Genomic DNA, 14112 nt, shown 5'->3' on the forward strand with positions numbered 1-14112 from the left:
GAGCCTACGGGAGGACCCCGTAGGCTGGGGAATGCGCTAAGCCGCTATCCGGGAAGCTGGACTAGACCCGGGTACCCCACAGGTCGTATTCGTCGGCGTGCTCGACTTTCACCCGCACCACGTCGCCCGGCTTAACGCGGGTTTCGCCGTTCAGGTACACCGCGCCGTCGATTTCCGGAGCGTCGGCCATGCTGCGGCCAATGGCGCCTTCTTCATCAACTTCATCTACCAGCACCAGGATTTCGCGCCCCACTTTCTCCTGCAGACGCTCGGCAGAGATCTGCTGCTGCAGCTGCATAAAGCGGTTCCAGCGCTCTTCTTTCACCTCTTCCGGCACCTGGTCCGCCAGCTCGTTGGCGGTAGCGCCTTCAACCGGGCTGTACTTGAAGCAGCCGACGCGGTCGAGACGCGCCTCTTTCAGGAAGTCGAGCAGCATCTGGAAATCTTCTTCCGTTTCGCCCGGGAAGCCCACAATAAAAGTGGAGCGCAGGGTCAGATCCGGGCAAATTTCACGCCACTGCTTAATGCGCGCCAGCTGACGGTCCGCAGAACCTGGACGCTTCATCAGCTTCAGAATACGCGGGCTGGCGTGCTGCAGCGGAATATCGAGGTACGGCAGAATCTTGCCTTCCGCCATCAGCGGGATCACATCGTCAACGTGCGGGTACGGATAGACATAGTGCAGGCGCACCCAGATGCCGAGCTTCGCCAGCTCTTCGCACAGACTGACCATGCTGGTCTTCACCGGCATACCGTTGTGGAAGCCGGTGCGGTGCTTGACGTCGACGCCGTAGGCAGAGGTGTCCTGCGAAATCACCAGCAGCTCTTTCACGCCGGCGTCAGCGAGGCGTTTGGCTTCGGCCAGCACTTCGCCAATCGGACGGCTCACCAGATCGCCACGCATGGACGGGATGATGCAGAAGGTGCAGCGATGGTTGCAGCCTTCAGAAATTTTTAAGTAGGCGTAGTGGCGCGGCGTCAGCTTAACCCCCTGTTCCGGCACCAGGCTCAGGAACGGGTTGTGCTTCGGCTTCGGCGTATAATGATGGACATGCTCCAGCACCTGCTCATAGCTGTGCGGACCGGTGATCTCCAGCACCTTCGGATGCACTTCGCGGATCTGATCCTCTTTCGCGCCGAGACAGCCGGTGACGATTACCTTGCCGTTCTCTTTCAACGCTTCGCCGATCGCTTCCAGCGATTCCTGCACAGCGCTATCAATAAAGCCGCAGGTGTTAACGATCACCATATCGGCGTTGTCGTAGGTCGGTACGACGTCATAACCTTCGGTGCGCAGTTCGGTCAGGATACGCTCTGAGTCCACGAGGTTTTTCGGGCAGCCCAGGGAGACGAAGCCGATTTTCGGCTGATGCGTGACATTGCTCATAGCTTAAAAAGTGTTCAATTATTGGAATGGTCAGGGCAGGAATTCTACAGATCTTTGCGAAAAAGAGTATAGCTCCGTCGCGGTTAATGGTGAAAAAGCGCCCCCGACCTGTCTTTTACGCCCCCCACCGCCAGAGCGGATCCCACACGCCCCGGAGCAGAGGGGCGGGACACGCTTCTGACAAGCCGTGCGCGCAGGCGGCTCAAGCCCGGCGTGNCTGCCGGGCAGAGACTTATTGCGCCGGGTTAATGGCTGCGGAGGGGGTGGTGCCGGTTTTTTTCGGCTCGCGCTTATCCTGCAACGTGAAAATAGAGATCAGGGTAAAGAGCCCGGCGACGCTGCCGAGAATCAGATAGGTGTTGGCGAAGCCAATGGTATCGTACAGATAGCCTGCCAGCGGAGAGTAAATGGCGGTGGCGATCGAGGCGACGAACAGCACCAGCAAATAGACCGTCGAAGAGAGCTTGTGGTCGAAGTTGGCGGCGATGAATTTAAAGACCGATACCAGAATCAACGGCTTCTCCAGAGCATGCATCATTTTCACCGCACCAATCCACACCGGGCCGAGGGGCACGGCTGAGCCGACAATACGTACCGACATGATCAGCCCGGCGATGATCAGCGCCCATTTGGCGCCGGTCCGGTTAACAAACCATGGCATCAGGCAGAGGAACAGGGTTTCACCGCAGACCTGAATAGACGCGAGGATCCCGTACCAGCGGTTGCCTTCCTCCGGCGTCGGGAACTGTAGCGAGAAGTACTGGGCAAACTGCTGATCGTAGGTGTCGTAAATCTGCGTGACGAACAGGGTAAAGAGCAGCAGCATCCAGAACTGACCATTCTTCGCCAGCTCAAGGGCATGGGAGACCTTCAGCGATTCGCTTCGCGCCACATCGGCGTCGGTTAATTCAATTTTGGTTAGCATAAAGCAGATGGCGGCGATGACAATGGCGAGGCTGGCGAGCCAGAAGGCCAGATTAGGATTGCTGTCGATATACTTACCCACAATCCAGGCCGCCGCTGCCCAGCCTAACGAGCCCCACATCCGCACACGACCATATTCGAACTGATAGCGCCGGGAAATCTTATCGATATAAGAGTCGATTACTCCGCAGCCGGAGTTAAAGATGATCCCCAGATAGATCCCTCCCAGCAAGGCGCCAAACCAAAAGTTGTGCACCAGCAGCGGCGCGTAAACGTAGATAAAGAAGGGGCCCACCGGCAGGAGCAGGGCGACCAGCAGCCAGATAAGCCGTTTTTTCAGGCCGAACTTGTCAGAGATAAAGCCGAAGAAAGGCTGCATCAGCAGGGCGATAAAGGCGTTGACCGAGTAAAGCAGCCCGGTCTTCGTGGCGCTGATGCCAAGATGCTGGGTGGTCCAGATAACGAAGAAAGCCATGGTCGACGACCAGGCGAACAGGTAGAGGAAATCGAAAAGACTCAACAGAAAGTAGTTTCTTTTACCGGACGTCATGTTTCAGTTCCTTGCAAATGGGCAGAGAGAATGTCAGCGATCCACGGGCCGCGTTCGCTGTTTTCCTGACATGTTATACGTATTACATTAATTATTTNTTATGACATCCGAATTGACGATGGTGCAACAGATCATATGAGGTATTGTGAGCATTGTTGCACTAATTTTGTCTCTTATTGCCATTTTCTGTTTATTAATTTCAGCTTGAAATTAATTGTGATCGTATAACATTGTTTTTGTTATACACCCTACAATGCGTTAAAGTTGCCACATTGTAAATGATGTTAGAGAACTGGGGATTATTGACCTGGCGCATCATTTTGCACAAAAAATAACCGTATTATGGAAAGGGTAAAGGACGACAGAGGAGGAACCGTGATGACCGTTGACAGACTATACCGCCACCTTCTGCAGAAGCTTATTAACGCCAATATCGATATTGACGCCTATCTGCAACTGCGAAAGGCCAAAGGCTACATGTCAGTCAGCGAAAATGACCATCTGCGTGATAACTTGTTTGAGCTTTGCCGTGAAATGCGTGCGCAGGCGCCGCGCCTGCAGAATGCCATTTCACCGGAGGAGAGGGATGTCCTTCGCCTGGCCGGCGAATCGGTCGCCGCCGCTGCACTATGCCTGATGAGCGGGCATCATGATTGTCCGCTATACATCGCTGTTAACGTAGAGAAGCTAGAACGCTGTCTGACAGGATTGACCTCAAATATTCATAAATTGAATAAATTGGCGCCAATCACTCATGCCTGATCGGCTGAAACCCAGGGGAAGTGAACGCTTCCCCTGTTAAAGGTTATGTAAAAATCCCCGCGCAAATTTCCCCGCTGGCTACCCTTTAGCCCAGAGCTGACGAAAGGAGAATGCCATGCGTCCGATCCCACTGCTGTTGATATTGAGCGCCTTAGCGCTACCAGCCCTGAGCCAGGCCGCGGTGCGGGTGGAGGTATTGCAAAACCGGCTGGCCCAGCCGTGGGGCATGGCCTTTCTGCCTGACGATCAGGGCATACTGATCACCCTGCGCGGCGGCGAGCTCAAGCGCTGGCAGCCGGGTAAAGGTCTGTCGGCGCCGATAGCCGGCGTGCCGCAGGTATGGGCCAACGGCCAGGGTGGCCTACTGGACGTGGCGCTGGCCCCGGATTTCGCCCAGTCGCGGCGGGTGTGGCTGAGCTATGCGGAAAGCGACGCCAGCGGTAAGGCGGGCACCGCGGTGGGCTATGGGCGGTTGAGCGAGGATGCCACGCAGCTGACGAACTTTACCGTGGTCTTTCGCCAGCAGCCGAAGCTTTCCGTCGGCAATCATTTTGGCGGCAGGCTGGTGTTCGACGGCAAAGGATATGTGTTTATCGGGCTGGGCGAAAATAATCAGCGCGCCACCGCCCAGGATCTCAGCAAGCTGCAGGGGAAAGTGGTCCGCCTGACGGAGACCGGAGGTGTACCGCCGGATAACCCTTTTGTCGGCCGGGCTGACGCCAGGCCGGAGATCTGGGCTTACGGCATCCGTAATCCGCAGGGCATGGCGATGAATCCCTGGAGCGAGGCGCTGTGGCTGAACGAGCATGGCCCGCGCGGCGGAGATGAAATTAATATTCCGCAGGCGGGGAAAAATTACGGCTGGCCGCTGGCGACGCACGGTATTAACTACAGCGGCCTGCCCATTCCGGAAGCAAAAGGCAAAACGGTTCCGGGGACCGAACCTCCCCTGTATGTCTGGCCGGTCTCTCCCGGGGTGAGCGGGATGGCCTTTTATTCGGCGCCGACCTTTCCCCAGTGGCAGCATAAGCTATTTATCGGCGCGCTGAAGGAGACATCGCTGATTGTCCTGGCGGTGGACGGTAATCAGGTCCGCGAGGAGGGGAGATTACTGGAGGCGCGCGGAAAACGCATCCGCGATGTTCGCGTGGGACCCGACGGCTATCTGTACGTTTTAACCGACGAGTCTAACGGCGAGCTATTGCGGTTGAGTCCCGAGGCTTAGCCTCAGGTCACCGGGATCTGCACTACTTCGCGCCAGGCAGGACGTTGGCTAATCTGCTGATACCAGCGCTGCAGATGGGGCCGCGGTTGCCAGCTGTCGAGGATCGACAACAGATTGTAGACGAAGGGAGCGACGGCAATATCGCCAAGGCCGAACTGCTCGCCGGAGAGCCACGGCATTTTGGCCAGTTCGTCGTCCAGCATGGCGAACAGCGCTTCGCAGGCGCTGATCCCCGCGGCGATGGCCGCCGGGTCGCGCTGCTCCGGCGGCGTTCTCACCAGGCCCATTAATACCGGGCGATGGGCGGGAGAGAGGGTGCCGTTGGACCAATCCATCCACTTTTCCCCTTGCGCGCGCTGCGCCGGCGCGGCCAGCCACAGACGGTCAACGCCATACTGGGCCGCCAGGTAGCGAATAATCGTATTTGATTCCCACAATACCACCCCGGTGGCATCGTCCTTTAACAACNGCACCAGCCCGTTCGGGTTCATCGCCAGATATTCCGGGTCATGATTGAGACCAAACTCCAGCCCGGCGAGGATCTGCTGATAAGGCAGATCCAGCTCCTCCAGCACCCAGCGTACTTTCTTCACGTTGGTCGAGTTATTACGTCCCCACAGTGTAATCATTTTCGCTCCTGAGTTTGTTTCACTGCCGTTGCAGCGCGATCGGCGATCATGTTGGGATAAAGTTAAAAATCCGGCAAGCTTTTTTATTTGGCTGTTATTAAAGCTTTTTATGCTTACTCCCTTCAGCCAGGGGCACTCCTGGGTCACAGGGCCCGGAAAGTGTTTTTACTATTTTACAGGAGTAATATCTTTAGGGTGTTACGCTACGAAGGAAAGGGTGTGATCATGGTGTATCTTGTTGATAATTAAAGCTTTAAGTTAGGCATGCATCTATAAAAACGCTCCCTCTCCGTCTCGGTTAAAATCTCAATGTCGCCTGAGGGTATAATTTGATGCTGATTATTGCATCGCAATCATCTGAGGAACACAGGTTAATATTAATAAATAGAAAGTCGGTGAAAGAATTATTTTTTTACAGGGATGAACTGTTGTTTTTATCGATCGGATATACATCTTTTTCATCCCACCCAGAAAAAATAGACCATGAGAGGCGCCGACTGGCTNAAGATATTCTGAAAAATAGCAAAAAAAACCCAGTGCCTGGCACTGGGGAGTAAATTTACTCAGGGTTGCATGCTGTTCTCAAGATAATATTCGAGTCTCGAAGTATGGGTTAACCAAAGGTAACCATCAACTTCCATACAGACTACATGGGAAATATACTGTATTAAATAACCAGGAATCCACCCTTACTTTTGTGCTATTTATCTTACCTGGGTAATCACTGCGGGGGTAAGTGGTATATAATGCAATAATCAGTATTTGAATCTATAGCGTTAAACGAGCAGAGCCTGGTAGAGGACTTTACTTTCCCCGGAAGGATTTGAAAAAGGCGGTTAAAATGAATGACTGATAAGGATGGCCAGCATACTATCGCGGTGCTATCAAAACACCCCTGCAAAACGAAATAGGGATAAAAGAAGCACTGGCGAACTGCAGTCTGGAAGAGCGAGTTGTAGAGCTCGATATGGCATCGGACGAGAAGGGTAGGAGATTACCCGGGAAGAGATGTTAACCTTTTCATCAAACCGGCGTGATTAATAACGGGCAACAGAATCAGAACGGCCCGGGGTTTTGAGAGCAATACTTCTGTAAAGGCCACGGCTGTGGATGCGCTGTTATGAATGTATTTGTAAAATTTATCACCATCCAGAGTCGCCTTGAAAAAAAAAGCCCAGCGACAGGCTGGGGTGTAATTACACGCATAAAGGGATATGCCATTTTCAACACAATATGCGAATCTTAATTTATGGAATAACTGCGGGTGAGCTACCCGCTTCCATAAAGATTGCAGGGGAAACTATACTGTATTTAATGACCAGGAATCCATCCTTATCGATGTGCTATTTTTCTTACTTGTGTAATACGGAAAGGGAAAATAGCCCGATAAACTATCTTTTACCGATATGCCGACTAAAACAGGAAAGCCGTCTGCCTGCTTATCCAGTGGGCGAATAATTCATATCATTAGCGGGAGGCTCTCCCTTCCTGACCTCAATTCCTGATGGTGGCGTATAGGGGGATAGCTGATTGATATCCTTTATCAAGGAGATTGCGCCTCCATCGGCGGAATGCTATGGCAATCGAAGCCCTGCTGAACATGGCGATCGGGCAGANNNGATGGAGAGAAAAGTGCGGGCGTTGTTGCTAATTTCCTGAGACGGGCGTAATGACCGTCTCAAGCATAGCCCGGGAGTTCTCAACTGCATTTCAGGCGTAAATACGGCCTACAGAACCTTCAGGTTTATATTTAAGCGTCTGAGACTTCTACAGCAGCAAGCCAGATGTGGTTATTGTGAGTTCGGAAGTTGAACTGGGCCTCATGGAATGCAACCGGGCCGACATTTTGAGTTTTGTGAAGGGTATCAGCAGTAACAACCATCCCCGGTTCTCAGGTGAAGGGGGTAGGGGCGACGCGACTGGATATCACTGGCCAGGCTTTCGCTTACCCCACACGGCCCCGCCATAATGTGAATCTATGACCAGGCAAACCACAATGAAAGACACGCTTGCGACGTCTCTTTAGTAGCATTTTCCCCGAAGAGAAGTGAGCTATGCCATTGAAATTTCGGTGACTAATTGGTTTTGAAAGGCGATTTTTTTCTTGCCATAATAAAGTTAACATTAAGGCGATTACGATCAAAAAAATTGTTCTGATTAAAGCACAGCGGCATGTTATTGCGTAAACTTTAAAAACTTTACCAACTCGCTGTTTCTTTAAGGTCATTTGTACGCTTTACTCACCGGTTGCTGCGGCGCGGTCAGAGTGGCGCGGCATATTTTGTTTGGAAAGGATACTTGGGTGGCTCTTATGATGCATGACGCTTTTTCCCTTCGCGGCCTCGCGGCAGGTTGCGCGCTGTTATTTCTTGTCGCACCTGCGGTGCAGGCTGCGGAACAACTCCCCGACGCCCCTTCAATTGACGCTCGCGCCTGGATCCTGATGGACTATGCCAGCGGGAAGGTGCTCAGCGAAGGCAATGCCGATGAAAAACTCGACCCGGCCAGTCTGACGAAGATCATGACCAGCTACGTGGTAGGGCAGGCAATAAAAGCGGGAAAAATCAAACTGACCGATATGGTGACCGTTGGGCGCGATGCCTGGGCGACCGGCAACCCGGCGCTGCGCGGCTCATCGGTGATGTTCCTCAAGCCTGGCATGCAGGTTTCCGTAGAAGATCTGAACAAAGGGGTCATCATTCAGTCCGGTAACGACGCCAGCATTGCGATTGCTGACTACGTAGCGGGCAGCCAGGACGCTTTCGTTAGCCTGATGAACGGCTACGCCAAAAAAATGGGGCTGACCAACACCACCTTTATGACCGTCCACGGCCTTGACGCGCCGGGGCAGTTCAGCACCGCCCGCGATATGGCGCTGCTGACCAAAGCGATGATCCACGACGTACCGGAAGAGTATGCGGTACATAAAGAGAAAGAGTTCACTTTCAATAAAATTCGCCAGCCGAACCGCAACCGCCTGCTGTGGAGCAGCAACCTCAACGCCGATGGCGTGAAAACCGGGACCACCGCCGGGGCCGGCTATAACCTCGTCTCCTCGGCCACTCAGGGTGATATGCGTTTGATCGCCGTGGTGCTGGGGACCAAAACCGACCGCATTCGCTTTAACGAGTCAGAAAAACTGCTGACCTGGGGCTTCCGCTTCTTTGAAACCGTGACGCCGATTAAACCAGATGCCACCTTCGTTACCCAGCGCGTGTGGTTTGGCGATAGCAATGAAGCGAAACTGGGGGCTGGCGAGGCGGGCTCTATCACTTTGCCGAAGGGCCAGCTGAAAAACCTGAAAGCCAGCTATACCTTAAATCAGCCGCAGCTTACCGCGCCGCTGGAGAAGGGGCAGGTGGTCGGGACTATCGACTTTAAGCTAAATGATAAAACCATTGAACAGCGTCCGCTGATTGTCATGGAGTCGGTAAAAGAGGGCGGCTTCTTCAGCCGGATGATCGACTTCGTGCTGATGAAACTGCACGGCTGGTTTGGCAGCTGGTTCTCCTGATGCCTGCCCGCGCCCTGCGGGGCGCGGGCAGCGACGCTTCAATACAGTAGGGAAATCTGCTGCGCCTTCGCCAGCGCGACCAGCTCATCATCCGGGCAGATATCGCTGGCGATCACGTCAAATTTCGCTAACGCCCCCATGCGCGCCGGACGCACTTTGCCAAACTTGCTGTGGTCGACCACCAGCACGTGATAGCGCGCGTGACGCATCGCCCAGTGCTTAACCGGCAGCTCTTCCAGGTTATAGCAGGTCGCCCCCTGCTCGCAGTCGATCCCCGCCGCCGAGTAAAAGGCGATATCAGGGCTCAGATGGCTGAGGGTATCCTCAAGGCTCAGCGGCATAAAAATCGCGTTGCTGGCATGAAACTCCCCACCGCACAGGACCGCGCGGCACTGGGGTTTTTCCTGCAGGGCCAGAAAGGTGTTCAGGGAGTAGCAGACGCCGGTGAAGGGCAGGGCATCGTCAATGGCGTCAATAATCCACGGCGTGGTGGTCCCGCAGTCGAAGAAGGCCATCTGATGGGCCTCCAGCAGCGCGGCCGCATGGCGAGCGGCACGGCGTTTTTCCTCGACCAGCCGGGTTTTTTGATCGCTGAGCAGGTAATGGGTGGCGCTGCGCGGCTCCAGCACAATGTATCCGCCGAGCAGCACAACCGGGCCGCTGTGGCCATTGAGGTCGCGACGAATGGTCATTTCCGACACCCCAAGCAGGGAAGCGGCTTCTTTCAGATGCAGCTTATCGCTGCGTTTAAGTGCCTGGATGAGCTGACTGATACGTTCGTCACGGCGAGTTTCCATATTCCCTCTGCGCTAAAATCGCCCTGCGGGGGCAGGGCGTTAGCGGGATTTTACCTGTCGCTTGCGGGTTAGTCACGCGGTGGCCGCAGCGACGGCGGCGTTTAGCCGCGCACCCAACCTTTGCGGATTGGCAAGGAGAAGCAGAGACGATACAGCCGCTGCAGCTGGTGGTATAGCGCCGGGCCGAACGTGTGCCAGATCAGCGCCGCGCCAAGGCAGCCGCACATCCCGGCCAGCAGCCCGCCGACCATATCCAGCGGCCAGTGCACGCCGAGATAGACACGGGACCAGGCGATGGCGGCGGCAATGGCCATCAGCAGGGCGCCGGACCACAGGCGATGCCAGAACAGGAAGGCCAGGGCAAAGGTAAAGCTGACGGTGCCATGGTCGCTGGGGAAGGAGTCGTCCGCCGCGTGGTGCAGGAAGTTATAGCCTACGCCGGCGACAAACGGCCGATCGTGCGGATAAAGATGGCCGATCGCCCACGACACGGTCAGGCTGATCGTCAGCGCCAGCATCAGCTTAAACACCATCTGCCGCTGGGCAGGCCCCCACAGCCACAATGTCACCACCAGCAGAGGTACGATCAGAATCAGATCTTTAGCGATGAAAATCGCCATCTCAATGGCCCACTGCGGCGAGGCAGGCGTCGCGTTGAGCAGGGCGAACAGCGCATAGTTAATATTTTCCAGCATAGACTTCCAGGCTCGTTGGTCCGATAGCAATTAAGCCGCCTACCCTAAATAAAAGCGGTGCGGAGTTAAAGGCGGCATTGTCTTAAAGATCAGGTTGTTATGAAATCCACTACCATAAAGTCTACGGCTAACAGCCTGAAAAACGTCAGTATATCGTTTGTCACATTACTGAAACATAAACGGAATATATACACAGGCTGAATAACAGGGGAGAGGCAGGANGATGGCGCACGGCTCGTAATATTGTGCGGTGTCACCCACAATTCACTATCTCCGCGCCGGGAGTTTCATTACACTTTGCGCGATTTTTGATAGATAAGAGATTTCATGCAAAATTATTCGCTTTCAGGCCGCCGCCTCGGAAGGCAGGCGCTGTTGTTCCCGTTATGTCTGGTGCTGTACGAGTTTTCCACTTATATCGGCAACGATATGATTCAGCCGGGCATGTTAGCCGTGGTGCAGGAATTTCAGGTGGGCAACGAATGGGTACCTACCTCAATGACTGCCTATCTGGCAGGCGGCATGTTTTTACAGTGGCTGCTGGGGCCGCTGTCGGATCGTATTGGCCGCCGTCCGGTGATGTTGACCGGCGTAGTATGGTTCATCGTCACCTGCCTGGCGACGCTGCTGGCGCAGACCATTGAGCAGTTTACCCTGCTGCGCTTCCTGCAGGGGATCAGCCTGTGCTTTATTGGCGCGGTGGGCTATGCGGCGATACAGGAGTCCTTTGAGGAGGCGGTGTGTATCAAAATCACCGCCCTGATGGCTAACGTGGCGCTGATTGCCCCGCTGCTGGGGCCGCTGGTGGGCGCCGCCTGGGTGCATATCCTGCCGTGGGAGATGATGTTTGTCCTGTTCGCCGTGCTGGCGGCCATCTCGTTCTTCGGCCTGCAGCGGGCGATGCCGGAGACCGCGACGCGGCTGGGCGAAAAGCTGTCGGTGAAAGAGCTGGGCCGCGACTATCGGCTGGTGCTGAAGAACCTGCGCTTCGTCGCCGGCGCGCTGGCCACTGGCTTTGTCAGCCTGCCGCTGCTGGCGTGGATTGCCCAGTCGCCGGTGATTATTATCAGCGGCGAACAGGCCACCAGCTATGAGTACGGCATGCTGCAGGTGCCGATTTTCGGGGCGCTGATTGCCGGCAACCTGGTGCTGGCGCGCCTGACTGCGCGTCGGACCGTGCGCTCGCTGATTATCATGGGCGGTTGGCCGATCATGTTTGGCCTGATCCTCTCTGCGGCGGCGACCGTGGTCTCTTCCCACGCTTATCTGTGGATGACGGCCGGTCTGAGCTTCTACGCCTTCGGGATTGGCCTCGCGAACGCCGGCCTGGTGCGTTTAACCCTGTTCGCCAGCGAGATGAGTAAAGGCACGGTCTCGGCGGCGATGGGAATGCTGCAGATGCTGATCTTCACCGTCGGCATCGAGCTCAGCAAACATGCTTACGAGCTGGGCGGCAACGGGCTGTTCAGCCTGTTTAACCTGCTGGGTGGGGTACTATGGCTGGGGCTGATGATTTACTTTCTGAAAGATAAAAGCGTGGGCAATTCGCAGCAGGGGTAGTTGTTTTCAACCCGGATGCGCTCGCATCCGGGTCTTATCAGGCGAACGGCGCTTCGCGATCCAACACCTTATCAATAATCTGCAGGACACCTTCTTCGTTGTTATGCGGCGCCTGATAGCGGGCGACGGCTTTGACGTCTTCCCGGGCGTTGGCCATGGCAAAGCCAAACCCGGCGTGCTGCAGCATTTCGATATCGTTGCCGCTGTCGCCGAACGCCACCACCTCGTGATCCTCAATGCCCCAGCGCTGCTGCAAAATGCGCAGCCCGTTGGCTTTGTGCACACCCGGGATAATTAAGTCGATGCTGCCGTAGCCGGTGGCCACCGCGGTGACCATGTCCCCCAGCGCCGCGTGCAGCTTCGGCTGAATTTCCGGGATCAGGCTGTCTGGCACGTTGAGACCAAATTTGAGGATGGTGTCATCGAGATGGTTAAAATCATCCACCAGTTCTAGGCGGTGATAATACTTCGCCGCCACCGTCTTCAGCGCGTCGTTGTAGCGATTGAGGGTGTAGGCGCTGCGCTTCCCGCAGGCGATGATTTCGATATTCGGCAACGTCTGCAGATGGTCGACCACGGCGTTGAAGTGGTGAACCGGCAGTTGGCAGTTGAAGACGTCTTCATTGCCGCTCACCACCCAGCCGCCGTTTTCCGCCACGAAGGCGATCTGATGGGCGATCTCCGGGAAAAAGGAGATCAGCTGATAATATTGGTTGCCGCTGGCGACCACGAAGCGAATATTCTGTTCGCGCATTCGCTGGTACTGGGCGAGGAAGCGCGGCCGGTTGTAAGTTTTGGCATCGCTTAAAAAGGTGCCGTCCATATCCACCGCAATCAGTTTGATGCTCATTAGCTGTTCTCCATAACGGGTTCAGATTGTGGCTTAGCCACCGCGCGGGCGACCAGCGCCGCCACCATCACCAGACCCAGCACCACCATCATGGCGCTGCGCAGGCCGAAGTGTTCGCCGAGGAAACCCAGCAGCGGCGGCCCGACGAGGAAAGCGAGATAGCCGGTGATCGCCACCACGCTGACGCGCTTGGGCGCGTCCGGCCCGGTATCGCTGGCGGCGGAGATGGTCAGCGGGAAGCCGAGCGAGGCGCCAATGCCCCACAGCAGCACCGAGATGCCCGCCACCCAGGGGTTATCGACGAAGATGATCAGGCCTATGCCGAGGGCGCCCATCACTGCGCTGCCGCGGACTACCGCCACCCGGCTGTAGCGATCGATAAACCAGCCGCCGGTAAAGCGGCCCAGCGTCATGCCGAGGGTGAAACCGGCATAAATCAGGGAGCCGGAGGTGGGGCTAAAGCCGTGGCCATCCACCATCAGCAGCGGCAGCCAGTCGTTGGCCGAGCCTTCGGCAAAGGCCATCGCCAGGACAATGACGCCGATCAGCAGCAGCTGCGCGTCGCGCCACACCGGCAGACCTTTCGCCTCACCGTGGGCGACTTCGGCGGCATTTTTACCGGTGCCGTCGGGAATGGCGCGGATAGCAATGGCGATGGGCAGGATAGCCACCAGCGCCGCCGCCAGGATGTGCGGGGCGGCCGGCAGACCGAATCCGGTCACTGCCATGCCCACCCCGGCGCCGAACAGGGTGCCAAAGCTGTAGAAGCCATGCATCATCGGCAGCACCGTTTTATTCATCTCCCGCTCGATCGCCGCGCCTTCGACGTTAATAGCGACCTCTGCGGAGCCGAAGCTGGCGCCGAAGATAGCCAGACCGAAGGCGAACAGCGGGGCGGAAGTGACCCACAGCGCCAGGCTGAGCACCAGCATGCCAAGCACGGCGAAGGACATGGTGGTGCGGATGACCTTGCGGGTACCAAAGCGCTTCACCAGCCACGCCGAGCAGAGAATACCGCTCATCGACCCCACCGACAGACCAAACAGCACCACGCCCATCTCTGCGGTGGATAGCGCCAACAGATCGCGGATCGCCGGCGTGCGGGTGGCCCAGGAGGCCATTAACAAGCCGGGGATGAAAAAGAACATAAACAGCGCCCATAGCCGAAGCTGCAGCGCTCTGCGCGAGGATTGCGTCGTCATCCGTAAACGCCTTAAAG

General features: G+C 56.0%; 12 protein-coding genes. 5 read left to right on the forward strand and 7 right to left on the reverse strand.

All coding sequences use genetic code 11. The features are described from left to right. Positions 1–61: 61 nt before the first annotated feature. The gene (gene rimO, locus VZP09_RS04460; protein ID WP_004141985.1) at positions 62–1387 is read right to left on the reverse strand and encodes a 30S ribosomal protein S12 methylthiotransferase RimO; all 1326 of its coding nucleotides are present in this window, start codon (positions 1385–1387) and stop codon (positions 62–64) included. Positions 1388–1619: 232 nt separating this feature from the next. Continuing rightward, on the reverse strand, positions 1620–2861 hold the full coding sequence (locus VZP09_RS04465) for an oligosaccharide MFS transporter (protein ID WP_009485547.1): 1242 nt from the start codon (positions 2859–2861) through the stop codon (positions 1620–1622). A 378-nt stretch (positions 2862–3239) separates the two neighbouring features. Between VZP09_RS04465 and bssR the strand changes: the two genes are divergently transcribed. Further along, on the forward strand, positions 3240–3623 hold the full coding sequence (gene bssR / locus VZP09_RS04470) for a biofilm formation regulator BssR (RefSeq protein WP_004151712.1): 384 nt from the start codon (positions 3240–3242) through the stop codon (positions 3621–3623). Between the two features lie 115 nt (positions 3624–3738). Beyond that, on the forward strand, positions 3739–4848 hold the full coding sequence (locus VZP09_RS04475; protein WP_009485546.1) for a PQQ-dependent sugar dehydrogenase: 1110 nt from the start codon (positions 3739–3741) through the stop codon (positions 4846–4848). Positions 4849–4850: 2 nt separating this feature from the next. Here the strand turns inward: VZP09_RS04475 and VZP09_RS04480 are convergent, their stop codons facing one another. Beyond that, a complete protein-coding gene (locus tag VZP09_RS04480) occupies positions 4851–5477 on the reverse strand; it encodes a glutathione S-transferase family protein (protein WP_328794926.1) in 627 nt (208 codons plus the stop codon). Positions 5478–7007: 1530 nt separating this feature from the next. On the opposite strand from VZP09_RS04480, the gene VZP09_RS04485 reads away from it, so the two are divergent. Together VZP09_RS04485 and dacC are read left to right on the forward strand one after the other, a co-directional pair. Beyond that, positions 7008–7136 (forward strand): hypothetical protein, encoded by a 129-nt coding sequence (locus VZP09_RS04485; RefSeq protein WP_328794927.1) that lies wholly within the window; start codon positions 7008–7010, stop codon positions 7134–7136. Between the two features lie 652 nt (positions 7137–7788). Next, entirely contained in the window at positions 7789–8991 is a 1203-nt protein-coding gene (gene dacC, locus VZP09_RS04490; RefSeq protein ID WP_004191175.1) for a serine-type D-Ala-D-Ala carboxypeptidase, read from the forward strand. Positions 8992–9029: 38 nt separating this feature from the next. Here the strand turns inward: dacC and deoR are convergent, their stop codons facing one another. Together deoR and ybjG are read right to left on the reverse strand one after the other, a co-directional pair. Beyond that, positions 9030–9788 (reverse strand): DNA-binding transcriptional repressor DeoR, encoded by a 759-nt coding sequence (gene deoR / locus VZP09_RS04495; RefSeq protein ID WP_004151717.1) that lies wholly within the window; start codon positions 9786–9788, stop codon positions 9030–9032. Between the two features lie 101 nt (positions 9789–9889). After that, complete coding sequence (gene ybjG, locus VZP09_RS04500) at positions 9890–10483, reverse strand: undecaprenyl-diphosphate phosphatase (RefSeq protein ID WP_004141974.1); 594 nt, start codon at positions 10481–10483, stop codon at positions 9890–9892. 327 nt (positions 10484–10810) lie between these two features. Here ybjG and kdeA point away from each other — a divergent pair, with 327 nt between their 5' ends. Next, the gene (gene kdeA / locus VZP09_RS04505; protein ID WP_004141972.1) at positions 10811–12043 is read left to right on the forward strand and encodes a multidrug efflux MFS transporter KdeA; all 1233 of its coding nucleotides are present in this window, start codon (positions 10811–10813) and stop codon (positions 12041–12043) included. A gap of 37 nt (positions 12044–12080) precedes the next feature. Here kdeA and VZP09_RS04510 read toward each other — a convergent pair whose 3' ends face one another. Next, positions 12081–12893 carry a Cof-type HAD-IIB family hydrolase gene (locus VZP09_RS04510; RefSeq protein ID WP_004141971.1) on the reverse strand — a complete coding sequence of 271 codons (813 nt, stop codon included), beginning with the start codon at positions 12891–12893 and terminating at the stop codon, positions 12081–12083. After that, positions 12893–14095 carry an MFS transporter gene (locus VZP09_RS04515; protein WP_004151719.1) on the reverse strand — a complete coding sequence of 401 codons (1203 nt, stop codon included), beginning with the start codon at positions 14093–14095 and terminating at the stop codon, positions 12893–12895. The genes VZP09_RS04510 and VZP09_RS04515 overlap by 1 nt, the downstream gene beginning before the upstream one ends. Between the last annotated feature and the right edge of the window lie 17 nt (positions 14096–14112).

Source organism: Klebsiella sp. EMBS2024, from assembly GCF_036233805.1.
Classification (GTDB): domain Bacteria; phylum Pseudomonadota; class Gammaproteobacteria; order Enterobacterales; family Enterobacteriaceae; genus Klebsiella; species Klebsiella pneumoniae.